This window comes from Bradyrhizobium sp. USDA 241, assembly GCF_049739505.1.
GTDB lineage: Bacteria > Pseudomonadota > Alphaproteobacteria > Rhizobiales > Xanthobacteraceae > Bradyrhizobium > Bradyrhizobium liaoningense.
On sequence record NZ_JBMGPZ010000005.1, the window covers coordinates 984060 to 1010734 of the forward strand.

Annotated in this window: 30 protein-coding genes and 5 pseudogenes; 16 read left to right on the forward strand and 19 right to left on the reverse strand. The window is 63.5% G+C overall.

What is annotated here, in order from left to right; translation table 11 throughout:
* Positions 1-471: 471 nt before the first annotated feature.
* Entirely contained in the window at positions 472-984 is a 513-nt protein-coding gene (locus ABIF91_RS26530; protein WP_028176963.1) for a DUF4142 domain-containing protein, read from the reverse strand.
* A 93-nt stretch (positions 985-1077) separates the two neighbouring features.
* Between ABIF91_RS26530 and ABIF91_RS26535 the strand changes: the two genes are divergently transcribed.
* From ABIF91_RS26535 to ABIF91_RS26545, 3 genes are all read left to right on the forward strand, one after another.
* Positions 1078-1272, forward strand: coding sequence for a hypothetical protein (locus ABIF91_RS26535; RefSeq protein ID WP_424579473.1), 195 nt, complete (start codon positions 1078-1080; stop codon positions 1270-1272).
* A gap of 25 nt (positions 1273-1297) precedes the next feature.
* Entirely contained in the window at positions 1298-1522 is a 225-nt protein-coding gene (locus ABIF91_RS26540) for a hypothetical protein (protein ID WP_424579474.1), read from the forward strand.
* Between the two features lie 71 nt (positions 1523-1593).
* A complete protein-coding gene (locus tag ABIF91_RS26545; protein ID WP_028176965.1) occupies positions 1594-1797 on the forward strand; it encodes a hypothetical protein in 204 nt (67 codons plus the stop codon).
* 132 nt (positions 1798-1929) lie between these two features.
* On the opposite strand, the gene ABIF91_RS26550 is transcribed toward ABIF91_RS26545, so the two are convergent.
* The 8 genes and pseudogenes from ABIF91_RS26550 to ABIF91_RS26585 form a co-directional block, all read right to left on the reverse strand.
* The gene (locus ABIF91_RS26550; RefSeq protein ID WP_028176966.1) at positions 1930-2178 is read right to left on the reverse strand and encodes a hypothetical protein; all 249 of its coding nucleotides are present in this window, start codon (positions 2176-2178) and stop codon (positions 1930-1932) included.
* 342 nt (positions 2179-2520) lie between these two features.
* The gene (locus ABIF91_RS26555; RefSeq protein WP_284281283.1) at positions 2521-3003 is read right to left on the reverse strand and encodes a hypothetical protein; all 483 of its coding nucleotides are present in this window, start codon (positions 3001-3003) and stop codon (positions 2521-2523) included.
* Positions 3003-3350 (reverse strand): DUF3147 family protein, encoded by a 348-nt coding sequence (locus ABIF91_RS26560; protein WP_028176968.1) that lies wholly within the window; start codon positions 3348-3350, stop codon positions 3003-3005. The genes ABIF91_RS26555 and ABIF91_RS26560 overlap by 1 nt, the downstream gene beginning before the upstream one ends.
* The gene (locus ABIF91_RS26565) at positions 3347-3934 is read right to left on the reverse strand and encodes a phosphatase PAP2 family protein (protein ID WP_028176969.1); all 588 of its coding nucleotides are present in this window, start codon (positions 3932-3934) and stop codon (positions 3347-3349) included. The genes ABIF91_RS26560 and ABIF91_RS26565 overlap by 4 nt, the downstream gene beginning before the upstream one ends.
* Before the next feature lie 98 nt (positions 3935-4032).
* A pseudogene (locus ABIF91_RS26570) lies at positions 4033-4194 on the reverse strand (SDR family oxidoreductase); the annotation flags it as partial.
* A gap of 230 nt (positions 4195-4424) precedes the next feature.
* Positions 4425-4976 (reverse strand): DUF4142 domain-containing protein, encoded by a 552-nt coding sequence (locus ABIF91_RS26575; protein WP_028176970.1) that lies wholly within the window; start codon positions 4974-4976, stop codon positions 4425-4427.
* Positions 4977-5062: 86 nt separating this feature from the next.
* Positions 5063-5290 (reverse strand): hypothetical protein, encoded by a 228-nt coding sequence (locus tag ABIF91_RS26580; RefSeq protein ID WP_028176971.1) that lies wholly within the window; start codon positions 5288-5290, stop codon positions 5063-5065.
* Positions 5291-5298: 8 nt separating this feature from the next.
* Positions 5299-7086, reverse strand: a pseudogene (locus ABIF91_RS26585) (thiamine pyrophosphate-requiring protein).
* 145 nt (positions 7087-7231) lie between these two features.
* On the opposite strand from ABIF91_RS26585, the gene ABIF91_RS26590 reads away from it, so the two are divergent.
* Together ABIF91_RS26590 and ABIF91_RS26595 are read left to right on the forward strand one after the other, a co-directional pair.
* The gene (locus ABIF91_RS26590; protein ID WP_028176972.1) at positions 7232-7606 is read left to right on the forward strand and encodes a PRC-barrel domain-containing protein; all 375 of its coding nucleotides are present in this window, start codon (positions 7232-7234) and stop codon (positions 7604-7606) included.
* Between the two features lie 21 nt (positions 7607-7627).
* The gene (locus tag ABIF91_RS26595; protein ID WP_018321727.1) at positions 7628-7786 is read left to right on the forward strand and encodes a hypothetical protein; all 159 of its coding nucleotides are present in this window, start codon (positions 7628-7630) and stop codon (positions 7784-7786) included.
* Between the two features lie 132 nt (positions 7787-7918).
* Here the strand turns inward: ABIF91_RS26595 and ABIF91_RS26600 are convergent.
* Positions 7919-8384 (reverse strand): annotated as a pseudogene (locus ABIF91_RS26600) (winged helix-turn-helix transcriptional regulator).
* A gap of 172 nt (positions 8385-8556) precedes the next feature.
* Between ABIF91_RS26600 and ABIF91_RS26605 the strand changes: the two are divergent.
* The 5 genes from ABIF91_RS26605 to ABIF91_RS26625 all read left to right on the forward strand — a co-directional run bounded on the left by ABIF91_RS26605 (position 8557) and on the right by ABIF91_RS26625 (position 13530).
* Positions 8557-9294 (forward strand): SDR family oxidoreductase, encoded by a 738-nt coding sequence (locus ABIF91_RS26605; RefSeq protein WP_028176974.1) that lies wholly within the window; start codon positions 8557-8559, stop codon positions 9292-9294.
* Positions 9295-9356: 62 nt separating this feature from the next.
* Complete coding sequence (locus ABIF91_RS26610; RefSeq protein ID WP_284281272.1) at positions 9357-10358, forward strand: NAD(P)H-dependent flavin oxidoreductase; 1002 nt, start codon at positions 9357-9359, stop codon at positions 10356-10358.
* 103 nt (positions 10359-10461) lie between these two features.
* Entirely contained in the window at positions 10462-10881 is a 420-nt protein-coding gene (locus ABIF91_RS26615) for a hypothetical protein (RefSeq protein ID WP_028176976.1), read from the forward strand.
* Positions 10882-10999: 118 nt separating this feature from the next.
* The gene (locus ABIF91_RS26620) at positions 11000-12565 is read left to right on the forward strand and encodes an alkaline phosphatase D family protein (protein WP_028176977.1); all 1566 of its coding nucleotides are present in this window, start codon (positions 11000-11002) and stop codon (positions 12563-12565) included.
* 146 nt (positions 12566-12711) lie between these two features.
* Entirely contained in the window at positions 12712-13530 is an 819-nt protein-coding gene (locus ABIF91_RS26625; protein ID WP_028176978.1) for an aldo/keto reductase, read from the forward strand.
* A gap of 60 nt (positions 13531-13590) precedes the next feature.
* On the opposite strand, the gene ABIF91_RS26630 is transcribed toward ABIF91_RS26625, so the two are convergent.
* Both ABIF91_RS26630 and ABIF91_RS26635 read right to left on the reverse strand, forming a co-directional pair.
* Positions 13591-13821 carry a hypothetical protein gene (locus tag ABIF91_RS26630; protein ID WP_028176979.1) on the reverse strand — a complete coding sequence of 77 codons (231 nt, stop codon included), beginning with the start codon at positions 13819-13821 and terminating at the stop codon, positions 13591-13593.
* A gap of 173 nt (positions 13822-13994) precedes the next feature.
* The gene (locus tag ABIF91_RS26635; RefSeq protein ID WP_035675868.1) at positions 13995-14447 is read right to left on the reverse strand and encodes a hypothetical protein; all 453 of its coding nucleotides are present in this window, start codon (positions 14445-14447) and stop codon (positions 13995-13997) included.
* A 158-nt stretch (positions 14448-14605) separates the two neighbouring features.
* Here ABIF91_RS26635 and ABIF91_RS26640 point away from each other — a divergent pair, with 158 nt between their 5' ends.
* On the forward strand, positions 14606-14878 hold the full coding sequence (locus ABIF91_RS26640; protein WP_028176981.1) for a helix-turn-helix domain-containing protein: 273 nt from the start codon (positions 14606-14608) through the stop codon (positions 14876-14878).
* A gap of 66 nt (positions 14879-14944) precedes the next feature.
* Entirely contained in the window at positions 14945-15751 is an 807-nt protein-coding gene (hpaD, locus tag ABIF91_RS26645; RefSeq protein ID WP_245285414.1) for a 3,4-dihydroxyphenylacetate 2,3-dioxygenase, read from the forward strand.
* A 10-nt stretch (positions 15752-15761) separates the two neighbouring features.
* On the opposite strand, the pseudogene ABIF91_RS26650 reads toward hpaD, so the two are convergent.
* The 3 genes and pseudogenes from ABIF91_RS26650 to ABIF91_RS26660 form a co-directional block, all read right to left on the reverse strand.
* Positions 15762-16993: pseudogene (locus ABIF91_RS26650) on the reverse strand (PLP-dependent aminotransferase family protein).
* A 252-nt stretch (positions 16994-17245) separates the two neighbouring features.
* Positions 17246-17743 (reverse strand): annotated as a pseudogene (locus ABIF91_RS26655) (DUF3124 domain-containing protein); the annotation flags it as partial.
* A 6-nt stretch (positions 17744-17749) separates the two neighbouring features.
* On the reverse strand, positions 17750-18814 hold the full coding sequence (locus ABIF91_RS26660) for an IS630-like element ISRj1 family transposase (protein ID WP_026192128.1): 1065 nt from the start codon (positions 18812-18814) through the stop codon (positions 17750-17752).
* Between the two features lie 143 nt (positions 18815-18957).
* On the opposite strand from ABIF91_RS26660, the gene ABIF91_RS26665 reads away from it, so the two are divergent.
* Together ABIF91_RS26665 and ABIF91_RS26670 are read left to right on the forward strand one after the other, a co-directional pair.
* Positions 18958-20688, forward strand: a complete 1731-nt coding sequence (locus tag ABIF91_RS26665) for a cation:proton antiporter (protein ID WP_028176984.1) — start codon at positions 18958-18960, stop codon at positions 20686-20688.
* A 164-nt stretch (positions 20689-20852) separates the two neighbouring features.
* On the forward strand, positions 20853-21917 hold the full coding sequence (locus tag ABIF91_RS26670) for an IS630-like element ISRj1 family transposase (RefSeq protein ID WP_026192128.1): 1065 nt from the start codon (positions 20853-20855) through the stop codon (positions 21915-21917).
* A gap of 114 nt (positions 21918-22031) precedes the next feature.
* Here ABIF91_RS26670 and dapA read toward each other — a convergent pair whose 3' ends face one another.
* The 4 genes from dapA to ABIF91_RS26690 form a co-directional block, all read right to left on the reverse strand.
* Positions 22032-22949 (reverse strand): 4-hydroxy-tetrahydrodipicolinate synthase, encoded by a 918-nt coding sequence (dapA, locus tag ABIF91_RS26675; RefSeq protein ID WP_028181266.1) that lies wholly within the window; start codon positions 22947-22949, stop codon positions 22032-22034.
* Between the two features lie 24 nt (positions 22950-22973).
* The gene (locus tag ABIF91_RS26680; RefSeq protein ID WP_284279097.1) at positions 22974-23228 is read right to left on the reverse strand and encodes a hypothetical protein; all 255 of its coding nucleotides are present in this window, start codon (positions 23226-23228) and stop codon (positions 22974-22976) included.
* Between the two features lie 104 nt (positions 23229-23332).
* Positions 23333-23629, reverse strand: coding sequence for a hypothetical protein (locus ABIF91_RS26685; RefSeq protein ID WP_424579475.1), 297 nt, complete (start codon positions 23627-23629; stop codon positions 23333-23335).
* A gap of 40 nt (positions 23630-23669) precedes the next feature.
* The gene (locus ABIF91_RS26690) at positions 23670-24149 is read right to left on the reverse strand and encodes a hypothetical protein (protein WP_028181269.1); all 480 of its coding nucleotides are present in this window, start codon (positions 24147-24149) and stop codon (positions 23670-23672) included.
* Between the two features lie 595 nt (positions 24150-24744).
* Between ABIF91_RS26690 and ABIF91_RS26695 the strand changes: the two genes are divergently transcribed.
* Together ABIF91_RS26695 and kdpA are read left to right on the forward strand one after the other, a co-directional pair.
* A complete protein-coding gene (locus tag ABIF91_RS26695; protein WP_035677463.1) occupies positions 24745-24834 on the forward strand; it encodes a K(+)-transporting ATPase subunit F in 90 nt (29 codons plus the stop codon).
* A gap of 113 nt (positions 24835-24947) precedes the next feature.
* Positions 24948-26651 (forward strand): potassium-transporting ATPase subunit KdpA, encoded by a 1704-nt coding sequence (gene kdpA, locus ABIF91_RS26700; RefSeq protein ID WP_028181270.1) that lies wholly within the window; start codon positions 24948-24950, stop codon positions 26649-26651.
* The last annotated feature ends 24 nt before the right edge of the window (positions 26652-26675 follow it).

Here is a 26675-nt window from a genome sequence, read left to right on the forward strand (position 1 = left end):
GGCCGAATCCGCGGCACGACGCGTTTGGTCGAAATGAAATAGAGCGTCAGCCAAATTCGAAATCAAGCGCCAACGTGTGGCGCGAGGAAATGGAACCCGCCTTGCTCAGCCCGGCTGAACTAACGAGGGTCCGCCGAATTGGTTCCACGCTATTCAGAAGGAAATGCGGTTCGTGGAGGCCGCCACTTTGCTCGTCCCGTGCCCGGCATTCATCCTTCGGAACGGAGCGCGAGCCTCAAGGTTAGTCCGCAGAGAGACACAAGGAGAACGGCCGCCGCGAGCTCCGCCAGCCCGCGGGCGGAAACGCCGACCACCGGAACGGTCAGCCGGTCGAATCCGAGCGGCAGCGGCACGTCGTCTTCGGGCGGCAAGGACGACAATGGCGATGCCGGCCGGGACAAGATGCCGGAGAGCGATCGCACCGTGCGGCCGCAGAGTCAGCAACATCATCCCAACGACAAGTAGAAACGACTACTTGTCCGCCATGGTACGCTCGGCGTCCCTGACCTGCGAGCGCAACATCGGGAGTTGTTCGCGCGCGAACGCTGCAAGCGCTGCATTGTCGGGTGCCTTCAGATAGCGCTCGAGCAGTCCGATGACAGATTCATACTCGGGAATCTGCGCGGCATAGAAGCTTCTGACGTAGGTCGGACCATCCGACATCTCGGGCTCGACCAGGCTCGCGGTCGAGGATGTTGCCTTGCCGACGCGCGGCTCTGCACCAATGGCCTCCTGGACCCTCTTCAGGCTCTTGTCGCGCTCGGCCGCTTCCTCGGCGCGCAGGGCGGCGAGGTTCTTGACCTCTGCATTGCCCTTGAGGTCGGTATTCTCAAGAAGACCCTGTTGGAATCGGCTGAAGTTGTAGACGCCACTGATAACCTCAGTCGCGGTCGGTGGCCGTTCGCCGGACTTGCGCTCGCCAGTACTGTCGGCAAGCGCCGCAGTGTTGATGAACGCCAGGATGAGGACGGCAAGAACTCGCATCGGTATCAATGACGAATGGCGTGCGAAGTTCCCTTACCATTACGATCCGGTAAGCGGGTTGCGGCGCGAGAGTTCCGTCCCCACGTCCTCTACATGAAACAGTTCGACATCTTCAGGGATAACGCCGATAATTGTCTTCAGCTTGCCGAGCGAGCCGAAGGACAACCCGCCCATAAGCGCTATTCGCGCATGGCCGACGCCTGGACGGCGCTCGCCAACGAGCAGGATTGGCTCGACGGCGAAGTCCCGCCCGTTGCGGTCGACGCTCGTCCAAAGCGGAAGGCGTGAGCCGCTCGTTCTCGTGAATCTGCGTGTGAGACCGCTCACGGAAGGCAAGCGACTGATTTGGGATCATCCGGGAACATTCGATCGCGTTGATTTCCAGTTTCAGAAGGAGGTTTTGGCGATGGCTCCACGTCTGGCTCTTCTTTCCCTCATTCTCGCCTTTGGCGTCTCGGTCGCGTTCGCGACGGTGACGACGTTGCGGCAGGTGCATCTCGAGAACGCATCTGCCGTGGTCCACGCGGTGCGCAGTTAGCACTGCACCGGAACATTCGACGCCGCGGTGCGTAAGCGTTGCGAGACACCAGAACAAGCGAGAGCCCCATCATGGCCCATTCCGACCACGGCATCGTCAAGGACAAGCGCGGGGAGGAGCAGCCGCGCGACAAGGAGCGTGCACAGTCCGTGCACAAGACGAACCCGAAAGGCTCGCCTTCGCGTGAAGCGACGCGCGATCCCAAGCTGAACGACAATAGCAAGACGCCAGGCTCCGGCGCGATGCCGGACGGCTCGAGCGACGCGACAGGTTAATTCTCACGAGGAACGAATCCCCGCGGGAAAAGTCGACGGATTGCTTCCGGTTGTCATGCCCCCGGTGCGCCGGAAGCAATCTCCAAGGACGGCCCTGGCACCCACCGTGCCGGGGCCGTTTGCTTATGTTCATCAGCCGCCGGTGCCGCTCTCTGGATCCCCCTGAGTATGTCCGACAGGTCCGCGGCTGAACACGCCAAAGCTGCTCGACTTCACGCCCACGGCGGCATCGACGCCGGCGGCGGTCAGTCCAACCCTGAGGAGTTCGCGGACTGCGGCCGCCCGCGTCGGCATTCGGTGCTTGAACCGGAAATCGTCGATGGCGGCCAGCTCTTCCGGCGAGAGCATGACCTGAAGGCGCTCGGCGCGAAGGTCGTTCATGGCGATCACGCGAATTGAGTAAGTTGAGTAGTTTACTCAACGAACAAGGCTGGCGAGAGTTCCGCAAGAGGCGATGAAGTCTCTCAATGAGTAAAAATGCACAATGAAATCAGCTGGTTAATTTTGAAGCGTATTCTGCCATGGCGCATTCTTCTCGAAAGGAAGGAGAGGCTATGACGGCTGAAGTCAGGTTGACTCGCAAGCTTTCCGAAGAGCCGGAAGCGTCCAAGCCAGTGCGGCCAAGCCACCAGAAAGTTGTCGATCAGGCCGAGCGCTGGGCCAACAGCCCGGGGCTCCAGCCGTCGCAATCGCAGATTTCGACGACGGCGAAAGCGAGCTGGTTTAGGGCTTCACGAAGCGGGAGCCCTTCGCCGATGGCGAGTGGGCACGGCGACCGAGCGAGACGATGCGAAGCTTGCGCCTGAGCCACCAGGCCGTCACGGAAACGGTGGCCCAGACCGTCAACGCGGCGATGAAACCGAGCGCGACGCTTGCGCCGACGGTGGCATGGAAGACGGCAGCGAACGCCGCGAGGCCGATGCTGCCGAGTGCTGCACCTGGCGCATCGAGCGCTGCGGCCTTCTGCCCGCGACGCCGCCCGCTCAGCCCGGCCTTCTCCTTGGCGTGACGTTCGTGGCTTTCTATCAGGGGCGCGCTGGCACAGAAGATGGCCGGAAGTGCAAGGAAGAGCCCGCCGACGGCAACGCCGAAATGCGAGCCGATGACTCCCGCGAGCACCGTCGCGCAGCCGCCGAGCGCGAAGCGAACGGCGTATTCGTACCACCGCGTCTGTTTCAGTGCCGATGACGACAGCTTCACCAGCATCAGGCGGCACCTCCCAAACCGGCGAGCAGACCGAAGGCGACCCCGAGCCATACGGCAAAGGCAAGGATCGTCGCGGGGAGCGCGCCAAGGCGGATCCTCATCAGGAGATGGCAGACGACGAGGCAGTAGCAGGCGAGCGCGATAGCGCCATATATCATCGTCCAGCTTCCGGCCGCAGCATATTGCGGGCCGTGCTGGACCACGGCGATGCCGAGGGTGGCCAGCGCGACCGACGGCGCCGCGCCGAGAAGCCCGGCAAAGCTCTTTGGCCGCAGCATGTCAGCGAAGATGGCGAAGACGGATACGATCAGCCCGCCGGCGACGAAGCGCACGAGATATTCCGTCATGGCCATACCCGCGAGGCTTCGGGCCGCTGCTGCGGTGATTTCGCCAGTGTGAACCGCCTGAACAGTCGCTCGACGACGACGCCGAGCGCGAAGCCTGCCACCACGTCGCTGATCCAGTGTGCCAGCAGCGCCACGCGCGTCAGCGACAACGCCACGGCGAGTGAGCGTGCAAAGCGGCGCGAGGCCGGCGGCAACAGGCCGGCCGCCGAGGCGAGGGCGCCCATATGCACGGCGTGACCCGAGGGAAACGCGTCGTTGGGGCGTCCCGAATAAGGAATACCGTGCCGGTGGCCGCTCATCGTGAGCCGGTCAGGCCTCGTCTGGTCGAATGCGGATTTCAAGACATGCGGCACTATCGCCGTCACCAGCGATACCACCAGGACGTGATCGGCAACGGAACGCCGCTGCGGATACCGGATGCAGGTGTAGAGCCATCCCGCCGCAGCGAGCGCGAGCAGCACATGCTCATCGGCGCCCCAGGTCATCGCCTGGGCGGCATGCTCGAGGCCTGAGTTGGTATTGCGTGCGATCCCGTCGGCGATCGCCGTATCGATCCGGGTGGGTTTCACTGTTACGAGCGCCATCGGTCCGCCGGCGAGTTTTCCTCCATCACAATTTTGTAAAGCCCGGATGCATAGAAGGTTCCTGAGTTCTACCCGGGCCTCAGTCCGCGGCGCCGCAACTACGGTTGCCCGGAGCCACCGGCGGCGCCATAGACTTGTCCCGTCGCATAGCTTGCGTCGGCGGCGGCAAGCTGCACGTAGATCGAGGCGAGCTCGACGGGCTGGCCGGGACGGCCGAGCGGTGTCATGCCGCCAAATCTTTCGAGCTTCGGACAGCGGGCTACGGGATTGGTCAAGTCGGTATCCGCCATGGGCGCGTTTCCTTTCGCTGCCGAGGACGACAGCGAAGCCGACGCGAGCGTTCCGCTCGCGGCGTGAACGACGTGCCGGCGGGGCAGTTCTTGCTGTAGTTCGACATCATGCTCTCCGCGATGGTCGAGGCTCAATGCGCGGAGACGCTTGTCGTTGCCAAGCGAAGACGCCGGGCCGGCCGGCGTCCTTCAGCAATGCGCTACTTGGATTGACCGACGCTCGGTGCCGTGCCGAGGTTCTTGGCCATGTCGAGGTGGTGCTTCAACGCGGGGAGCGTCTTGCCGGCCCAATCCTTCAGTTGGGCATTGTCTCCACCCTTGGCGTAACGCTCGAACAGCGACACTGCATCTTCATGCGCGCTGACCTGATAAGAGTTATAGTCCGAGCTGAAGTCCTTGCCGTTCGCACTCTTGAGCTTGTCGAGCTTGCTCTGATGCGAGCTGTCGAGTGCCGTCGGCAGCGTGGCTTGCACCTTGCCATTGCCGACCAGACCTTTGAGCTCGCTGCTGGTCTTGGTGTGATCGGTGATCATCTGCTTCGCGAAGGTTTTCTCCTCCGCATTGCCCTTCTGCTCGGCGAGCTTGCTTGATTCGATCTCGAACATGTCGCTGATCGCGACCTGCTTCACAAAATCGGCGGTCGTAGGCGCAACGCCGAGCGCCGAATTAACGCCGGTCTTTTCGCCAAGCGACTGGGCGAGCGCGGGGCTTGCGAAAAAGATGCAGGCAAGGGCGATGATAGTGCGTTTCATGGTCGAATCCCTCCGATGGGTCGCGCGGCGGCTTGCCGGCGACGTTGCGCCGACCAACACGCCGCCTGACCCGAGGTTCCAAACGGTTAGTCTGTAGGCCTTCTGCCGCTGCGAGGATTGATCGGATCGGTCGCCTTTCGCCGCAGCCGCTCCGGAAGGAAAGGCTCCGTCGGCGTGGGGGTCGCATCAGCGCGTACGTCCGCGTGGTGCTGCGCCCGCTCATGCGGCGTGCGGTTGTCGTTGATCTGCCGCTTGACGTCGAGGCCTCCGACCGGATCGTTGACGCCGTGCTGGATGTCGCGGAAGTCACTCATTGTTCACCTCATTGCTTCCCGGGCAGGATCGATTCGAACATCTGGCGCGCCGCTCCCTTGATCATCCCGCTTTCGTTCGGATCGCCCTTCATCAGGGCGAGCGAGAAATTCTTCGCCTGCTGGAGCGTGATGTGCGGCGGCAGCGGCGGCACCTCGGGATCGGTTTTCACCTCCAGCACGACCGGCATCTCGCTCGCCAGCGCCTGCTCCCAGGCGGAGCCGAGCAGCTGAGGGCTGTCGACGAAGATGCCGGTGAGGCCGATCAGCTCGGCGAAGCGCGAATAGGAGACATCGGGAATGCGCTGCGAAGCCTCGAATTTGGGATCGCCGTTGATGATGCGCTGCTCCCAGGTGACCTGGTTTAGATCTTCGTTGTTGAAGACGCAGACGATGAAGCGTGGATCCCGCCACGAGCGCCAGTATTTCGCAGCCGTGATCAGTTCGGCCATGTTGTTCATTTGCATCGCGCCATCGCCGACCAGCGCGATCACCGGCCGGTCCGGCTGGGCGTATTTCGCGGCGAGCGCATAAGGAACCGCGGCGCCCATCGAGGCGAGACCGCCGGACAGCGAAGCCGTCATGCCGCGCCGCATCTTCAGGTCCCGCGCGAACCAGTTGGCACAGGAGCCGGAATCGCTGGTGATGATGGCCCGGTCGGGCAGGCGCGAGGACAGTTCCTAGGCGACGAGCTGCGGATTGACGGGCGCCGCAGGCTGATGCGCGCGTTCGTCCAGTGTCTTCCACCATCCGGCAACATCGTCTTCAATACCCCGGCGCCAGGCGCCGTCGGCTTTGGGCTCAAGCCGCGGCAGCAATGCGCGCAGCGTCTCGGCGGCGTCGCCGACGAGGCCGACCTCCATGGGAAAGCGGATCGACAGCATGCTGGCGTCGATATCGATCTGAACGCCGCGCGCGCTGCCTTCCTTGGGCAGGAATTCGGCGTAGGGAAAGGCCGAGCCGACCATCAGCAGGGTGTCGCACTCCATCATCATGTTGTAGCTGGGCTCGGTGCCGAGCAGGCCGATCGAGCCTGTGACCCACGGCAGGTCGTCGGGCAGTGCGGCCTTGCCGAGCAGTGCCTTGGCGCAGCCGGCCGACAGCCGCTCGGCAACCGCGATCACCTCGTCGGTGGCGTGAAGCGCGCCGGCGCCGACCAGCATCGCGACCTTCTTGCCGGCGTTGAGCACTTCCGCGGCGCGGTCGAGATCGGCCTCACGTGGCATGATGCTGGGTGGGCTGTAGCCGATGCCGGAATGCAGCGTGCCGTGTTCACGGGGCGGATCCGCATAAGGCTCCTCCTGCAGGTCGTTGGGCAGGATGATCACGGTCGGGGTCCGCCGCGCCAGCGCAATCCGCACCGCGCGGTCGATCAGGTGCCGCACTTGCGCAGGCGAGGATGCCTGCATGACGTAGGCGCCGGCAACGTCCTTGAACATCGAGACAAGATCGAGTTCCTGCTGATAGTGCCCGCCGAGGGCGTTGCGCGACTGCTGGCCGACAATCGCCAGCACCGGCTGGTGATCGAGCAGCGCATCGTAGAGCCCGGTGACGAGATGCGAAGCGCCGGGGCCGGAGGTTGCAATGCAGACGCCGAGTTCGCCCGAGAATTTTGCGTAGGCGGTCGCCATGAACGCTGCCATTTCCTCATGCCGCGCCTGCACGAAGCCGATCTTGCCGTCGGCTCGGTTCATCGCACCGAACACGCCGTTGATGCCGTCGCCGGGATAGCCGAAGATGTGGCGCACGCCCCATTGATGCAGACGCTGGACGATGAAGTCGGAGACCGTCTGGGACATTGCGTGTGGCCCTTGGTTTGTCAGGTGCATGAAACTCAGAGAACGGCTCGTTTGGTGCGATGTTCCTGACCGCTCGCGGAACATGCACCGGAACGATCCCGTGCCCATCCGGTTGGTTTTGCACGTGGCTGAGCGGAGAATTGCGATGTTGAACCAAGACGAACTGGATCGCAGTGAGACGGGCCGTTTGATCGGCAGCGACAAGGTCGAGGGAACATTGGTCTATGGCGCCGATCGCAACCGGATCGGTTCGATCGAACGCGTGATGATCGACAAGATCAGTGGCCAGGTTTCCTACGCCGTCCTCGGCTTTGGTGGATTCCTGGGACTGGGCAACGACCACTATCCGTTGCCTTGGCAGTCGCTGAAATACGACACCGAGCTTGGCGGTTATGTCACCGGCATCACCACCAAGGAGCTGGAAGGCGCGCCCAAATATGGCTCACGAAGCGATTGGAACTGGAGTGATGACGCCGCCGTGCGTGGTATCAACTCCTATTACGGCGTCCCCTTCGCTTAACGTTTCAGGAAAGGAAGCTCGATGAGCAAGGAACGGCCCAATGACGATCCCCGGCAGCAGAACGACTGGGGTTCGCACCGACAGACGGACAAGCCCTGGAAGGGCAATCCCGAGAAGGAGCAGGGATCGGACGAGGAGAAGCCCGATCTCGAGAAGTGGCACGAGACGAAGACGCACTGAAGGTGCGCCCATGGCAATCTTGAGCAAGCCCCGCGTCCATGGTGCCGCGTTGCTCGTTTGAGCCGTGCAATCACGAATGACAGCGCGCTGGCGCAGACCATGCCGGCGCAGCGCCAGCAATTTCACCGGAGCTCACCCCACCGCCTGGTCCCGCCCCGGCCCCGCATGCACATGCACCTGCTTGGCGTGCAGCGGCTCCCCGCATTCCGAGCATACGATCACGGGATCGAACAGCTTGCCGCAAATCTTGTGCTCGTGCAGCAGCGGTCGGCCGCGCTCGTCGCCCATATGGGTGTTGCCCCAATGCACCATCGCCATGATGATCGGGTAGAGGTCGAGCCCCTTCTCAGTGAGGATGTATTCGTAGCGCTTCGGTGCCTCGGAATACGGGACGCGGCGCAGGATGCCGAAGCGGACCAGCTTCTTCAGCCGCTCGGAGAGCAGATGACGCGTGATCTGGAGCGAGGACTGCAATGCCTCGAACCGGCGCACCCGCAAGAAGCATTCGCGCAGGATCAGACCGCGTCCAGCGGTCGCCGACAACGGCGACGGTGCGGGAGAGCGAGCAGGGCTCCTCGTCCAGCGTGTCCCATTTCATGGTGCGGTCTCCAGCGACAATCAGTCTGAAAAAGGAGCTAACATGAATAGCCAGCGCAATTTCGTAGCAAGGCTACCACTCTCCCCCTGAATTTGACAGTTCTATTTCGGAACTATAGTCTTCGGTAAACTGCCCGCCGCATGTCTATAGCGGCTCACCGGAGGAGGCGACCTTGCCCAAGCGAAACGCCACAGCGGCCGTCATCGGGGCCGGCGATTTCATCGGCTCCGAAATCGCCAGGAAGTTTGCCGCCGAGGGGTTCTCGATCTTCGCCGGCCGCCGCAATGGCGACAAGCTCGCGCCGTTGGTGCAAGATATCGAAGCTGCCGGCGGTGACATCCACGCGCGCTCGCTTGATGCGCGGAAGGAGGATGAAGTCATCGCCTTCCTCAACGACGCCGACAAGCACGCGCCGTTGGAAGTCTGCATCTTCAATGTCGGCGCCAACGTCAATTTTCCGATCCTCGACACCACGGAGCGCGTGTTCCGGAAAGTGTGGGAGATGGCCTGCTATTCCGGCTTCCTTGCGGGACGCGAGGCGGCGCGGCTGATGCTGCCGCGCGGCGGCGGCAACATCTTCTTCACTGGCGCCACCGCCTCCTTGCGCGGCGGCAGCGGCTATGCTGCCTTCGCCAGCGCCAAGTTCGGCCTGCGCGCGGTGGCGCAGGCGATGGCGCGCGAGCTCGGGCCTAAGAACATCCACGTCGCCCATCTCGTCATCGATTCCGGGGTCGACACCGAATGGGTGCGGCAGCGCAGGCTCGAAGCGCTCGGGCCGAATGCACTGGACGATCCTGACCTCCTGATGCCGCCGTCGTCGGTCGCGAACGCCTATTGGCAGCTCTACCAGCAGCCGAAGAGCGCCTGGACCTTCGAGATGGAGATACGCCCGTTCGGAGAGAAATGGTGACCGCGGCGCAATAGTCCGGCTAGACTGACCTTAACATCAAGCAAATTCCGGGAGGTACTTAAGTGAAGACCGCGATTACCGAACTGTTCGGCATCGAGCACCCCATCATTCAGGGCGGCATGCATTTCGTCGGCTTTGCCGAGCTGGCCGCCGCCGTCTCCAATGCCGGCGGGCTCGGCATCATCACCGGTCTCACGCAGAAGACGCCGGAATTGCTCGCGAAGGAGATCGCGCGCTGCCGCGACATGACCGACAAGCCGTTCGGCGTGAACCTCACCTTCCTGCCGACCTTCTCGGCGCCGCCCTACCCGGAATACATTGCGGCCATTGTCGAAGGTGGCATCAAGGCGGTGGAGACCGCAGGCCGCAGCCCGGAAGCCTACATGCCGGCCCTGAAGGCGGCCGGCATCAAGGTCATCCACAAATGCACCTCGGTGCGCCACTCCCTGAAAGCCGAACGCATCGGCTGCGATGCCGTCAGCGTCGACGGTTTCGAGTGTGGCGGACATCCCGGCGAGGACGACATTCCCAACATGATCCTGCTGCCGCGCGCGGCGGAAGAGCTGAAGATCCCGTTCGTCGCCTCAGGCGGCATGGCCGACGGACGCAGCCTGGTCGCAGCGCTCGCGCTGGGCGCGGCGGGCATGAACATGGGCACGCGTTTCATCGCCACCAAGGAAGCGCCGGTGCATCAGAACGTGAAGAATGCGCTCGTCGCAGCGACCGAGCTCGACACCCGCCTGATCATGCGGAGCTTGCGCAACACCGAGCGCGTGCTGAAGAACGCCAATGTCGACCGCCTGCTCGAGATCGAGCGCGCGAAGGGCGACAAGCTCACGATCGACGACATCCACGACCAGGTCGCGGGCGTCTATCCCAGGATCATGCTGGACGGCCAGATGGACGCCGGCGCCTGGAGCTGCGGCATGGTCGCAGGCCTGATCCACGATATCCCATCCTGCAAGGAGCTCATTGATCGCATCATGGGCGAGGCGGAAACCATCATCCGCAGCCGCCTGATCGGGTTCCTGGACGGGACGGAAGCGACGCGAAAGGTCGCCTGACACCGTCAAACTTCTTAACCACGGCGGCATTTGACCGCTGGAATTGCGCGCGGCGCCTCCTAGATAGGGATAAATTATCCTTTAATAGTTTCAGGAGGCGTCCGTGGTCCTGAAAACCGTTCCCTTCGCAATGGCTCTTGCCCTCGTGATCGCAGGGGGTGGCATTGCGCGCGCTGACGACGACAAGCCCGGCGAATATCTCGGGCTCGATCTCTCCAAGGCCGTTCTGTCGCCGAAGCGTCTCGGGCCGGAGACGCGCTTCGCGCCGCTCGCACTCGAAGCGCGCGGGGGCGTCGAGGCGCAGGCTCGCGCTGAGCCTGTCGACGTGCCGAAGAAGGTCGCGGCCGAGCGCGTTCGTGTGGCCGAGCCGAAGGCCGCTCATGCCAGGAGCGCACAGGCGCGCGGCGCGGCCCGTGCGAAGCTTGCGCGCCGCCACGGCAATCCGCTCGACGCGCAGGCAATGGATACCCGCATCCAGACCTGGCCATGCCGCTCCGGCGGCATCTGCAACTGGAAGCGTTAGTCGAGGCCAAGGCCGTCATCGCCGCGTCGCAAAACCGTAGGCGCGGAGTCAAGAAACCGTAAGCTGGGAGTCAAGGAGCGCAGGCACCTTCCGTCGTGATTCGACGAAGGTTTCCTGAATGGCAACGCTCCGCGCTCCGCGCGCATGGACTCGGCGGCAGTTCCTCGTCCGCTCCGCCTCCAGCCTCGCGATCGCCTCGCTTGCGAAGCCCTCCATCAGTCGTGCCGCCGACCGCCCCCAGATCGCGGGCGGAATCCAGTCCGGCGACGTCTCGGACGGCTCGGCCGTGATCTGGGCGCGCGCCGACCGGCCTGCGCGGATGCTGGTAGAGTGCTCGACCGTCGAGAGCTTCAAAACGATCATTGCGTCGGCTTCCGGCGATGCACTGCCCGACGCCGATTTCACCTCGAAGCTGCTGCTGACGGATCTGCCACCGGGCCAGGATGTCTTCTACCGCGTGCGCTTCGCCGACGTTGCCACTGGTCTCGCCGGCGAAAGCCGCCTCGGCCATTTCCGCACCGCGCCGGTTGCCGGCCAGTCGATTTCGTTCCTGTGGTCCGGCGATACCGCGGGGCAGGGCTGGGGCATCGACGTCTCGCGCGGCGGCTATCGCAGCTATCGGACCATGCTCGACAACCGTCCGGACTTCTTCATCCACTCCGGCGACCACATCTATGCCGACTGCCCGATTCCTTCCGAGTTGAAACTGCCGAACGGCGAGACCTGGCGCAATGTCGTGACCGAAGAAAAGTCCGAAGTCGCGCATACCCTGGCGCAGTTCCGCGGCAACTACAAATACAACCACCTCGACCAGCACTTCCGTGCCTTCCACGCTGAGGTGCCGATGTTCGCGCAATGGGACGATCACGAGGTCACCAACGACTGGTCACCGATCGGAAGCCATGATGATGCCGGTTACGCCGATGACGGCACCCCGCGCCTGGTCGCGCGCGCCCGCCGCGCCTTCTTCGACTTCATGCCGATCCGCGACATCGGCGCGCGGCAGGGCCGGGTCTATCGCAAGATCGCCTACGGCCCGCTGCTCGACGTCTTCATGATCGACATGCGCAGCTTTCGCGATGAGACCTGGAACAAGGGCGCCGACCATCGCGGCTGGATCCTCGGAACCGAGCAGCTCGCCTGGCTCAAGCGGGAGCTCGCCGCCTCGCGCGCAACCTGGAAGGTGATCGCGGCCGACCTGCCGATCGGCCTGATCAGCCTGGACGCCGTCGCCCTCGGCAACGGGCCGCCCGATCGGCGCGAGCACGAGATCGCCGATCTGCTCTCCTCCATCAAGCGCTCCGGCATCCGCAACATCGTCTGGCTCACCGCCGATATGCACTACACCGCCGCGCACTACTACGACCCGAACAAGGCGCAATTCCAGGATTTCGAGCCGTTCTGGGAGTTCGTCTCCGGCCCGTTGCATGCCGGCAGCTGGGCGCCTGGCGAGCTCGACGACACCTTTGGCCCGGTCGCGATGTATCAGCAGGGCTGCAGCGCAGCGCAGGGCGAGAACCTCGCGCCATGTTTCGGACTGCAGTTCTTCGGCAGGGTCGACATCGATGGCCGCAGCGGTGTGATGACCGTGACCTTGAAGGATGTGGACAATCGTCACCTCTGGTCGGTTGATATCGTGCCGCAGCCGCAGGGGCGGCCGGCCGTGGTGGCGCAGCATTCCTAGCTGCGAACCCGATCTTGATGATTGGCTGGCCGGCGACTCGCGCGCTATAGTCGCTACTCTCGCCGCCTCGTTTCCATCAGCGAAGAGTCTGCTCACGCGGCATTGCCGCGGGCATCGGCGGCTGCGATCTCTCAGGAGCCTGTTTCATGGACCATCTGAAAACACAGGGCATCAGCTTGCCCAAGCTCGGCCTCGGTACCTTCCGCATGCAGGGCGATGCCTGCCGCGCCGCAGTCGAGAGCGCGCTGTCGATCGGCTATCGCCACCTCGATACTGCCGAGATGTATGCCAATGAGGAGCCGATCGGCTCGGCCGTCGCGTCGTCGCGCGTGCCGCGCGACGAGCTGCACGTCACCACAAAAGTCTGGCACGAGAACCTCGCCCCTGACGCGATCCGGCGCGCCTTCGATGCCAGCCTGAAGAAGCTCAGGCTCGACCATGTCGATCTCTATCTCGTGCACTGGCCGTCGAAGGCTGCGAACTGGGGTGCGGTGTTCGAGACCCTGATGAAGCTCAAGGAGGAGGGGCGCACGCGAGCCATTGGCGTTGCCAATTTCACCACGGCGCTGCTCAAGGTCGCGGTCGAGGACATCAAGGCGCCGATCGCCTGCAACCAGGTCGAATATCATGCCATGCTCGATCAATCGAAGGTGCTCGGCTATCTCCAGGCCAAGTCGATTCCGCTCGTCGCTTATTGTCCTCTGGCGCAGGGGCGCATCGCCTCGGACCCGGTGCTGGCCGAGATCGGCGCCAGGCACGGCGCGACCGCCGCGCAGGTCGCGTTGAAATGGCTGCTCGACCAGGACGGCGTCGCCGCAATCCCGAAGGCCTCGCGCCGCGAGAGCCAACAGGCCAATCTCGACGCGCTGAAGATCACGCTCGACGATTCCGACCGCAAGAAAATCGCCGCGCTGTCGAAGGACAGGCGCTGCGTCAATCCCGGCTTCGCGCCGGCGTGGGATTAGCTCGAGTGCTCAGGCAATAGAAATGGCCCCGTGAGGGGCCATTTTCATTCGCGTTGCGCATTAGTCCCAGTGATGGTGGCGGTGGCTGCGCTTGATCACGACCACTCGGTCTCCGCGATGGTGGCGGTGCCAGCCGCGGTCCTGATGGTGCATGCGATATTCGGCGCGGGCGCCGTACGGACCGTGATGATGATGACCGCGCTTGATCACCACCGTCTCTGCGCTTGCCAGCGTCGGCGCCGCGATCACGAGCGCACCCAGAGCCGCAACCACATAACCAAGTTTCTTCATGATGTCCTCCTCCAAACGAATGCACATCTAAACCGCAGATCGGCGCGAACGTTCCGGAGCAACGGGAAGAGAATTCTGAATGGATGTTCAGGTGAGCATGATCCGGACTCAAAGAGCCGCGTCAGCGCAAAGTGTGCGGCGGTTTCCGATTGGATCATGCTTGGGGATGACGGCTAATCGCAGCGTAGCTGCGCGGGCGTTGGTGCGCCGGTCGCGACGTACTTGCCGTCTTTGATCGTGTACTCGCCGCGCTCGCTGCGATTGTAGATCGCGCGCAGGCTGCCGTCCTTCTGCAGTAGGAGTCCGAATTCGCGAGTCTGATGCAGCGCCGGGAAGAACACCATCACGTCGAGCAGGCCCTCGGCATTGACTGTGGCCGACACCACCTCGTTCTCGTCTTTGGCTTCGCCGAAATTGCGCCGGTACATCACCCGGCCATCCTTCCTGATCTCGTAGGTCAGGAGCGCCCCCTTGTCGCGGTCTGGCCGGGCCGCGCAGTCGACCGCCCACGAGCCGAGCAGGCCCCATTGCTCGACGGTCGCGGCCAGCGTCTCGGCACCGGCCATGGAGGTGAACGCAACCCACAGCACTACAGCCGCGATCCAGCGGTTCAAACGTCGCATCATGTCCTGAAAAACCCCGCCTCGAAGACTTCCAAAGTGTACCATCGCGCCCGCGGCCGTTCCACGGCGGCCGGCGATCACTCGTGAATTTGATCCGCGTCAATGAGGCAGCGCATTTCGAGGGTAGGATGGCATTCCCGAAGGCGAACGTGGATAGACCAATGCTGAATCAAGTCGTGGATTTTGCGGGCGAAGTGCTGCCGGGGAGCTGTGCCGTACCGCCTTACTCGGAGGCGGCGTTTCTGACCGAACTGGGCGATCGCTTGCGGTCCTCGCGCATGCGTTGCGACCTCTCGCGCCGCGAGCTCGCCCGCCGCTCCGGAATCTCCGAGCGCTATATCGCCCAGATCGAGGCTGGCAAGGGCAACGTCTCGATCGTCCTGTTGCTGAGGCTCGCCTCCGCGATCCACGGCAGTCAGCCACAGGTGGCCTGACGCTTCGAGGTGACGGCCATGGGGCAGCTCGTACTCGCGGCCAAGGTCACCCATGTTCCATCACTGATGTTGTCGGAGCAGCCCGGCAGCCCGCTGCGTGCCGCGCGAGAGCCGGCGGTCAGCTCCTTGCGCGAGCTGCGCCGGCGAGCGAAAGAGCGCGGCGTCACCAGCTTCGTGGTGTTCGATACCCACTGGCTCTCCAATTTCGGCTACCACGTCAACGCCAATGCGCGGCATCGCGGCTCGTTCACGAGCCACGAGGCGCCGCAGATGATCCAGGATCTGCGCTACGATCTGCCGGGTGATACGCGCCTCGCCGAGGCTATCGCGGGCAGGGCGGCAGACGCGGGTCTCAACGTCACCGCCCACCAGGTGGCCAGCCTCGGGCTCGAATACGGCACCATCGTGCCGATGCACTACATGAACCCGGACGGTTTTGCGAAGGTGGTCTCGGTCGCCTCGCCCCTGTTCACCTCGTTCGAGGAGAGCCGGATCCTCGGTGAAGCCACTCGCCGCGCAATCGATGAATCCGATGAACGGGTCGCAGTCCTCGCCAGCGGGTCGCTCTCGCACCGGCTCTGGCCGAACAAGAAGCTCGGCCCCGAGGCGTGGACGTCGGTCGCCAGCGAGTTCAATCGTCAGGTCGACCTGCGCGTGCTCGAGCTGTGGCAGAGCCGCCGCTATCGCGAATTCCTCGACATGCTTCCGGACTATGCCACCAAGTGCAACGGCGAAGGCGGCATGGCCGACACCATCATGCTGTTCGCCGCGCTGGGCTGGTATGACTACTGCGGCACCGCCGAGCAGCTTTGCGACTATTTTCCATCCTCCGGGAGCGGCCAGGTCAACGTGGAGTTTCACGTCGGGGCGTGAGGCAGCAGCTTCAGGCCCGCTTCTCCACATTGGCGCTGCGGGCCGGCACGCCGAACTCCTTGCGGCAGACCTCGGCCAGCACGGCGATGCCGTCGCGGATCTGCTGATGCGTGGGGCTCGCAAAGCACAGCGCAGCCGCGAGCTGGAATGGCCCTTGTTGGTCGACCATTCCGGCCCCGGATTGATCGAGACGCCGGCGGCGAGCGCGGCCTGGTACAGCTTCAGCGTATCGACCTGGTCGGGCAGCTTCACCCAGAGGAAGATGCCGCCCTTGGGCTCCTCGAATTCGGCGGCCGTCCCGAACTGCTCGTTGAGCGCTTCCATCAGCGTGTCGAGCTTGGTGCGCAGCGCCTTCGTCAGGGCCGGCACATGGCTTGCGAAATGCGGCTTGCAATAGGTGGCGAGTACCATCTGCTCGAGCGCACCGGACCCGGCATCGGTCTTCAGCGACAGCATCCGCGACATCACCTCCCAGGGCGCCACGACGAAGCCGACGCGCAGCGCCGGCGCGATCGACTTCGAGAACGAGCCGATATGGATTACGCCGCCGTTCGGACTCATGGCGTAGATCGCCGGCGGCCGCTGCCCCGACCAGACGAGGTCGGCGTAACAATCGTCTTCGAAGATAGGCACGCCATACTCCGTCGCGAGCCGCACCAGTTCGGCGCGGCGGCTCTCGGGCATGATGCTGCCGGTCGGGTTCTGCACGGTCGGGATGGTGTAGATGTATTTCGGGCGGATGCCGCGGCTCTTCAGGTCGGCCAGCGTCGTCGCCAGCACGTCCATGCGCATGCCGTCCTTGTCGAGGGGAATGCCGACGACATTGACCCCGAGCCGCGTCAGGCGGTTCAACGACCCCTGATAGCTGTCCTGCTCGAAGATCACGGTGTCGCCGCGCGTCAGCAGCGTGGCGTTGACGAGATCGAGCGCCTGGAGGGAGCCCGAGACGATCAAGAGATCGTCCACCGTGCAGGTGATACCGGCATCGCGCTTGAGTTTCGTCACCAGGAATTCGCGCAATGGGAGGTAGCCCTGCGGACCGTGTGCCAGACCGTAAGTGGCGAGCGAGCGGCCCTCGCGCCGCAGCACCGTGTTGGTCGCTTCGATCAGCTCGTCGAGCGGCACCTGTTCGGAATCATTGTTGCCGCCGACGAAGCTGTACTTGGCAAGCCCCGTCCAGCGCGCAGAGGGGGCCGGCAGCCCTGCCGGAAACAGGGGCGCGAAACTGAAGCTGGACGTCATGGGCTTTCCTCGTTTTGTTCTTTTTTGGCGGCCGGCCTTGGCGCCGACCATGCTATTTCGATCGTGACATCATGCCAGTGTTTTGCCCGACGGGTCAAAGGGAATTCGTAAAATCCGCATCGGATCGCGCGTCTTCGACAAGCCATTGATTTTGCAGATGTGGCCTACTGTGCATGGGGTTGTTTTCGCGTTTTCGATCCGTGCTCGCGCCAGCACCTGCGCAGCGTGGCGCGTCACTGTGGTTTGCCTCACCTACTTGCCGGCCGTCCGGGTCGGGCGGCCCTGGCTGATGAAAGCGTAATGCGCATTGGCGATGCCGCCAACCATGAGGGCCTCGACCACCGGCTCGGCGACCTCGCCCGTGGCGGCCCAGTCGACCAGGAAGTTGGCCCCGGTCCCGCCGCGCACGTCATCGGTCGGAATGAAGATCGAGATGGTGGCGAGCGGTTTCAGCGCGACCGGCGCCTTCAGATAGCTCTCAACCTGCTTGCCTGCGGTGTCGAAATAGGCGATGCGTTTGACGACCAGCGGCTGGGTCTCGGAGGCGTTGTGCACGCTCAAGGTCACCGAGAAGTCGACGCGCAGCTTGCCCTGGCTCATCGCGACGCTGGAATATGCGGGCACGTAGAACCCACCGGAAACGGCGAGGTCCTCCTTCGGCAGAGCAGTGAGCGAATCGGCAAAGTTTTGTTCGATATTGACCTTGGATTGCGCTGTGAGCGAATCGGCAAAGGCGAGGGGACCTAGTACCCGGAATCAGAGCTGAGTGATACGGCGGCCTTTGAAACGGCGTTGACGGACCTTTTTCTTGGTCCAGACGAAGGGCTCGGCTCTGTCGTTGTATGCGTTGACGTAGGCATCGATGTGTTCCTGAAGCTGCTTGAGGCTCGTGAAGGAGGTGCCGCTGAGCGACTGCCCCTGCAAGATGGAAAACCATACTTCGACCTGATTGAGCCATGACGCACTTGTCGGCGTGAAATGAAATTGCACGTTGGGGTGGGCCTTGAGCCAGTCCTCGTTCTTTTTATGGGTGTTGAGGTTGTCGAGGATGACGTGAAGCTTGCGGTTCGGAAAAGCCGCGGTGACGCTGTTCATGAAATCGAGAAACTCGACGCGGCGCCGGCGTTTTGAATGGGTCGCGATGATCTTTCCGGTGGCGACTTCGAGCGCCGCAAACAATGTTGTGGTGCCATGCCGCTTGTAATCGTGGCTTTGGCCGGTCAAGGCGCGGCCATTGGGCAACTTCAGATAACCCTGCGCTCGCTCCAAAGCCTGGATCGAGGGCTTCTCGTCCACGCACAGCACAATGGCCTTCGCCGGCGGCGCGACATAGAGGCCGACAACATCGGCGGCTTTGGCCGTAAAGTTCGGGTCGTTGCTCTCGCACCAGGACTTGCGAGCCACCAGGTCAATCTTGTGGCTGCGCAGGAACCGCCAGACATATTGGACATCGACATCGCCCAGCGCCTCGGCCAGCAGGGGGCCGGTCCAGCGCGCAAACCCTTGCGGTGGCGGCTTATCCAGCAGCTTCAGAATCCGCTTGTCGGTCGTCTTCGTATAGATCGGCTGCTTGCCAGGCCGCGGCTTGTCTTGCAGCCCTTCAAGGCCATGGTCGGCATAGCGATGCCGCCAAAGGCTGACAATCCGCGGCTGGACCCCAACTTCCTTGGCGATCGACCGGGTGCTGCGCCCATCCGCCGCCAACAGAACTATCCGCGCCCGCTTCAAATCGCGCTGCAACGTCACCGGTGAGCGACAGCACGCCTCAAGCACCTTGCGATCTTTCCTCGAAAGGTGGACTTCTCTTGCTTCGGGTATCATCCCGACCTTGAATCACGACTCACGTTCCAAGAAAAGTGGGTACTAGCAGTATGGCTGCGACGAGCCCTCTCCGCATGTGACGAATTGCTCGCTTGCCGCACCGCAACCCGCCTCTAGGGTGCGGCAAAACGGACCAATATGGCATGCACGAACTCATTCGCGACATCACTCTCTCAATCCTGTTTGCCTGGATGCTGGGCCTGCTCGCCCATTTCTCCCGGCAACCGCTGATCCTGGCCTACCTTATCGCCGGCTTCTGCATAGGTCCATTCGGGGCCGGCTGGGTCCATTCGCAGGAATCGATCAGCGTCATCTCCGAGCTCGGCCTGATTTTCATGCTGTTCATGATTGGGCTCGAAATCGACCTGAAGAAGATCGTGCGGGCAGGGCGGGTGATCCTGTTCGCGGCGGGCAGTCAGCTGCTCGGCGGCTGTCTGCTCGGAGTTCTGTTCTTCGTCGGCATCGGCCTGTCGCTTGGCGGGGGGCATTTCGATGCCGTCTATCTCTGCGTCGCCTGCGCGCTGTCCAGCACCGTCATCATCGTCAAGGTGCTCTATGAGAAACGCGAGCTCGATACGCTGCCGGGCCGCATCACCCTCGGCGTCCTGGTGCTCCAGGACATCTTCGCGATTCTGTTCCTGGCAGTGCAGCCGAGCCTGGCCAATCTGCAGGTCACCGTCATCCTGCTCTCGATCGGCCGCGTCGCTGTGCTTGTTGCGGCCGCGCTTCTGGTCAGCCGCTACGTGCTGCCGCGCCTGTTCCACCAGATCGCCCGGCGGCCCGAGTTGATCCTGCTCGGCGCGCTGGCCTGGTGCTTCCTCGTTGCCGAGACCGCCGAGCGGCTCTCGCTGTCGCGCGAGATGGGTGCACTTATTGCCGGCGTGTCGCTCTCGACCTTCCCTTACGCCCTCGACGTGACCGCCAAGGTCACCACGCTGCGCGACTTCTTCATCACGCTGTTCTTCGTCGCGCTGGGGATGACCATCCCCGTGCCCGGCCTCTCGGTGATCGGACTTGCCTTGATGATCGCGGCGTTCACCGTGGTGAGCCGCCTCGTCACCACCTTCACCCCGCTCTACCTGATGAAGCAGGGCCTGCGAGCCAGCCTGTTGCCGGCGCTGAACCTCGCGCAGATCTCCGAGTTCTCGCTGGTGGTGATCCAGACCGGTATCGCCGACCACCATATCGCCGCGGAGACGGCAAATGCCGTCTCCTTCGCCTTCGTGGTGCTGGCGGTGCTCTCGACCTTCGTGATGACCCGCAGCGACGAGATCACCCGCTGGGCGATCGGCCCCCTGAAGCGGATCGGCCTGCGCGACCTCGACCATGGCAACGGCCATGCCGAGGACGGGCACGAGGGCGGCCATGGCGAAGCCCGCCGCGTCGTCATACTCGGCTTTTTCCGTGCCGCGAGCGCGTTGCTGGCCGAGATCGAGCGGCAGGCGCCGGTGCTGCTGGAGCAGATCACGGTGGTCGACTTCAACCCCAATGTGTACCAGACCCTGCTTTCGCGCGGCCTGCACGTGATCTACGGCGACATCAGCAATGTCGATACGCTGCTCCATGCCGGCATCGGCAAGTCCGAGATGATCATCCTCAGCGTGCCGGATTCGCTGCTGAAGGGCGCCACCAACGAGAAGCTGGTCCGCCACGTGCGCGCGCTCAATCCGACCGCGCTGATCGTCGCCACGGCCGACCTCCTGGCCGACGTCGGGGCGCTCTACGAGGCCGGCGCCAGCTACGTCACCGTGACCCGGCTCAGCGACGCCCATGAGTTGTTTACCGTGATCGAAGCCGCCCAGGCCGGCCTGCTTGCCGACAAGCGTGCCGAACTCGATCAGCGGCTCGGCGAGCGGCGCGAGGTGCTGCCCTGACGGCGTCCGGCCGCCTTCCTTGCGGGCCCTGCGCGCCTATATCCCTGGTATCTTCGGTGCAAGCCTGAAACCGCGTGGACGGGCTTGCCCCGGGGCATATGCGGTTGCGTTCAGGACACTAGTACCCACTTTTCTTGGAACGTGAGTCGTGATTCAAGGTCGGGATGATACCCGAAGCAAGAGAAGTCCACCTTTCGAGGAAAGATCGCAAGGTGCTTGAGGCGTGCTGTCGCTCACCGGTGACGTTGCAGCGCGATTTGAAGCGGGCGCGGATAGTTCTGTTGGCGGCGGATGGGCGCAGCACCCGGTCGATCGCCAAGGAAGTTGGGGTCCAGCCGCGGATTGTCAGCCTTTGGCGGCATCGCTATGCCGACCATGGCCTTGAAGGGCTGCAAGACAAGCCGCGGCCTGGCAAGCAGCCGATCTATACGAAGACGACCGACAAGCGGATTCTGAAGCTGCTGGATAAGCCGCCACCGCAAGGGTTTGCGCGCTGGACCGGCCCCCTGCTGGCCGAGGCGCTGGGCGATGTCGATGTCCAATATGTCTGGCGGTTCCTGCGCAGCCACAAGATTGACCTGGTGGCTCGCAAGTCCTGGTGCGAGAGCAACGACCCGAACTTTACGGCCAAAGCCGCCGATGTTGTCGGCCTCTATGTCGCGCCGCCGGCGAAGGCCATTGTGCTGTGCGTGGACGAGAAGCCCTCGATCCAGGCTTTGGAGCGAGCGCAGGGTTATCTGAAGTTGCCCAATGGCCGCGCCTTGACCGGCCAAAGCCACGATTACAAGCGGCATGGCACCACAACATTGTTTGCGGCGCTCGAAGTCGCCACCGGAAAGATCATCGCGACCCATTCAAAACGCCGGCGCCGCGTCGAGTTTCTCGATTTCATGAACAGCGTCACCGCGGCTTTTCCGAACCGCAAGCTTCACGTCATCCTCGACAACCTCAACACCCATAAAAAGAACGAGGACTGGCTCAAGGCCCACCCCAACGTGCAATTTCATTTCACGCCGACAAGTGCGTCATGGCTCAATCAGGTCGAAGTATGGTTTTCCATCTTGCAGGGGCAGTCGCTCAGCGGCACCTCCTTCACGAGCCTCAAGCAGCTTCAGGAACACATCGATGCCTACGTCAACGCATACAACGACAGAGCCGAGCCCTTCGTCTGGACCAAGAAAAAGGTCCGTCAACGCCGTTTCAAAGGCCGCCGTATCACTCAGCTCTGATTCCGGGTACTAGAGCATGATCCGGAAAGGTGTGCAGCGGTTTTCCGATCATGCTCAAACAAAAATCTAGAGCGCGGTGACGATTCATCCCGATCTCATCGCGCCATAGGCGCGTCAGGCTCCGACGCTGTCGATCAATTCTTCGTCGGCGATCGCAGCGAATGCGCGCACGACGCCTCTCTGCGCGGCTGCGTCCAGCGGCACGATCGGAAGCCTGGTCGCGGCGGACATCAAGCCAAGGATGTTGAGACCGTATTTGAGCGCGGCCGGACTTTCCCTGGACAGGCAGGCGATGAGCGGGATCAGGCGCTTGTGCAGATAACGGGCGGATTGCAGCCGGCCTTGCCTGACATGCGAGAAGATCGTGCGACAAAGATCCGGCGCGATGTTGGCGACTTCCGAGATCGCGCCGTCGCCGCCATCCGCGATGAAGCCGAATGCGGTGGTGTCGTCGCCGGAGAGAAAGCGAAAACTTGCCGGCAGGTTGCGGGACAGCCGCATCGGACGGGTGATGTTACCGCTCCCATCGCGCAGGCCGACGAACTGGCGGGACTCGACCAGACGCAGAAGCGTCTCGTCGGCGAGCGGGCGCAGCGTGCGGGAGGGATTGTCGTGCAGGATCACGGGCAGTCCGATCGCACCGGCGATGGTGCGGAAATGCGCGAGCATTCCTTCCTGCATCGGCTTGTTGTAGGCGGGCACGACCGACATGACGGCATCGGCGCCGGCCGCCTCCGCGCGCCGCGCAAGCTCGATAGCGTGGCTGGTTGCGTTGGATACCGCGCCTGCGATGATCCGCACGCGGCCGCGAGCGACGTCGACCGCGGTGCGAATGACGAGCTCCTGCTCGGCCGGCGAGAGCGTCGGCGCTTCCCCGGCCGTCTCGCAGACCACGATGGCCGGTACGCCGGCCGCGACTTGTCGCTCGCACAGAGCGGCAAATGCCTTGAGATCGATCGCATCTGCCGCATCGAACGGCGTCGGCAGGTCAGGAATGAATCCGGTGAACCAGGCGGCGGGAGGGATGAGCATTGGTTTTCCCCTGTTGGCGCTGGCTCAGGCGGCGCGCTGCGCGACGGTGGCGTTGGGGCGCCTGCCCATGTCGAGCTCGATCTCGCGCGGCAGCTCGACGATGGTTTCGGGATGCTGTCCGTTCTCGAACACCGCATATTTGATCGCCTGGGCGCGGCTGACGAACAGGCCGCCATAGAGGCCGTTCTGCTCCTGAGCGACCCATTGTCCCCGGTGATTGCGGCCGATGAAGACGATGGTCGAGGGCGAGCTGCACGAGGGAGGTTCGACGAGTTTCACGGGTTTGATCCTTCTGAACGAGGCCGGCTTCGGACGAGGTCCTTGCCGGCGTGCTCAATATCCTCAGTCGCGAATATGATTTCGAGGGCGGGTGAGCCGCGATCTCATAGGAAGGTCATAAAGCCGGAACTGTGCCGATCAGGCCGGATCAATGACGACGTGGATACCAGCGCGAACAGCGCGCCGAACGCGACGGCTTCGTCCCAATGATTGAGCGCAGCCCCGAACAGCGGCTCCCGCCTGACGAGGCTGGCGAGTGCGCACAGGACGATCGACATCCAGAGCAGGACGGCAAGGCTCCGGCCGAAGCCGACGCTGCCGAATGCGGCAAAGCCCATGAGCAGCACGAGGCGGACGGCGAAACGCGCGATCACGCGCGACGGGCTCAACGTGCGCGGCATGTCCGGAGCTTGCGGCATGGCGTCGATCCGTCGGGCGAGTCTAGCCGAAATTGTCGCAGACCACCGGCTCGCAGAGCGGATCCGGCACAGGACGGACGGCAGGACGAACGGAAGGAACGCTCGGCCGCGATACATCCGCCGCCAGCGCCCGCACATCGAGGAACGCCGACAGCAGGGCGAGCGCGAGGTCGGCATGGCGCGCCTCGACCGCGGCATCCAGCCAGTCCGGCAGCTCGCGCTCGCGCGAGAGCGCGCAATGCCACTCGCCCTCGTCATAGGCGATGCGGCGGACCTGCCAGATCGGCAGCTCCAGCTCCATCAGCAGCAGCGCCGCGTCCGCCCATGCCTCGGCGTCGATCAGGCGCGTGAGGCGTGCGGTGCGTTCGCTTTGCTCGAGGGACGGAAAGCGCCGGCAGGCATGCTCGATGATGTCGAGCATCAACGGCCGTGTCACCGCTGGTGCAGTGTGAAGCCGCCGGCTGAGGGAAGGCGGATCGTAGCGTCGGAGAGCAGCGGTCATGTCAGCCTCCTGGAGTTGGCGTCGGTCAGTCGGCCGGCTTCACCAAGATGGCCCGGAGGGCATTTGAAAACGAGATAGGGATCGGGCGAGAGATATAGGGATTTCATAAGTGCATGGAGTCTTCCGTCCAGGCGCCGGATCTTCGACTGTCATCTCCGCCGAAGGTGGCGGCTTATAGAAGCAGGGCTTTTTGAAAAGACCTTGACCACGGCTTGCTGTAACCACGATTGCGAGAGCGATGGTGGGCCGCGCCGCTGCGCTGCCGGCCCGGAACGACCGCCTGGAAAGCGTTGCCGGCGTCACGTCGCCGCCGGTCATGGCGTGCCGGCCTTTATGAGATTCCTATAACGTCGCCATAGGCCTCATCTCGAAAACCTATGTGCGCGGTGGCATGTCAGCGCGGTGAAGTTCCCGGCCGCGACGCGTTCGATCGCAGCAAGCGGCCCGCCGGAATCCAGAGACGGGCTATGCCGAAAACGTCTCAACCGAGGAGTATCGTCATGATGGACCTTCTGATGCTGGCGCTGGGCTTCGGCTTCTTCGCCCTCGCGATCGGCTACACCTACGCCTGCGAACGGCTGTGACGGAGCGGACCATGATCTTCGATTATACGCTCGCCGGCGCCGTCTCGTTCGGCCTCCTGATCTATCTCACCTACGCACTGCTGCGGCCCGAACGGTTCTGACGCCGTGCTGCTGCTCGTCGAATTGCTGCTGGCCGATGCTGCGCTCGTCGCGGGCCTGCTTGCGCTGCTCCTGCCGCTATTGCGCCGGACCCGAAGCCTGAAGGGTTGATGTCATGACTGTCATCGGTTGGTTCCAGATCATTCTTTATTGTGCGATCGTCGTCGCGCTGACCAAGCCGCTCGGCTGGTACATGACGCGCGTGTTCAACGGCGAGCGCACGTTCCTGTCGCCCGTCCTGCGCCCGATCGAGGCCGGCATCTATTGGATCTCCGGTGTCGACGAGAGGCGGGAGCAGCACTGGCTGACCTACACGGTCGCCATGCTGTTGTTTCATGTCGGCGGCTTCCTCATCATCTACGGCCTGATGCGGCTCCAGGCCATGCTGCCGTTCAATCCGGCTGGGCAGTCCGCGGTCGCCGAAGATCTGTCGTTCAACACCGCGATTTCCTTCATCACCAACACCAACTGGCAGAACTACGGCGGCGAGAGCACGCTGTCCTATCTGACCCAGATGGTCGGCCTCACGCACCAGAATTTCCTGTCGGCGGCGACCGGCATCGTGCTCGCGGTCGCGCTGATCCGCGGCTTTGCCCGCGCCTCGGTTCGCACCGTCGGCAATTTCTGGGTCGATGTGACCCGCTGCACGCTCTATGTCCTGCTGCCGATCTGCATCGTCTACACGCTGTTCCTGGTCTGGCAGGGCATGCCGCAGACGCTCGGCGCCTATGTCGAGGCGACCACGCTCGAAGGCGCCAAGCAGACCATTGCGGTCGGCCCGGTCGCCTCGCAGGTCGCGATCAAGATGCTCGGCACCAATGGCGGCGGCTTCTTCAATGCCAACGCCGCGCATCCCTTCGAGAATCCGACCGCGCTGTCGAATTTCGTGCAGATGCTGTCGATCTTCGTGCTCGGCGCGGCGCTGACCAACGTGTTCGGCCGCATGGTCGGCAACCAGCGCCAGGGCTGGGCGATCCTCGCCGTGATGGGCGTGCTGTTCGTCGCCGGCGTTGGCGTCTGCTATTGGGCGGAAGCCAACGGCACCTCGACCATGCATGCGCTGGGCCTGACCGGCGGCAACATGGAAGGCAAGGAGGTCCGCTTCGGCATCGTCGCGTCCTCGCTGTTCGCCGTGATCACCACGGCCGCCTCCTGCGGTGCCGTCAACGCCATGCACGACAGCTTCACGGCGCTCGGCGGCATGATCCCGCTGATCAACATGCAGCTCGGCGAGATCATCGTCGGCGGCGTCGGCGCCGGCATGTACGGCATGCTGCTGTTCGTCATCCTCGCGATCTTCGTCGCGGGCCTGATGGTCGGCCGCACGCCGGAATATGTCGGCAAGAAGATCGAGGCGCGCGAGGTCAAGATGGCGATGCTCGCCATTCTCGTCCTGCCGCTGATGATTCTCGGCTGGACCGCCGTCGGCGTGGTCTATCCGGCGGCGGTCGCCTCCATGGCGAATGCCGGACCGCACGGCTTCACCGAAGTGCTGTACGCCTTCACCTCGGGGACGGGTAACAACGGCTCGGCCTTCGCGGGCCTCACCGGCAACACCTTCTTCTACAATCTCACGCTCGCCAGCGCGATGTTCGTCGGCCGCTTCTTCATGATCGTGCCGGCGATGGCGATCGCGGGATCGCTCGCGGCGAAGAAATCGATCCCGCCGTCGATGGGCACGTTCCCGACCACCGGAGGCCTGTTCGTCGGTCTCGTCGTCGGCGTCATCCTGATCATGGGCGGCCTGACTTTCTTCCCGGCGCTCGCGCTCGGCCCCATCGTCGAGCACCTCGCGATGAACGCCGGCAACCTGTTCTGATCCAGCTCTTTCGGAGTGACCTCC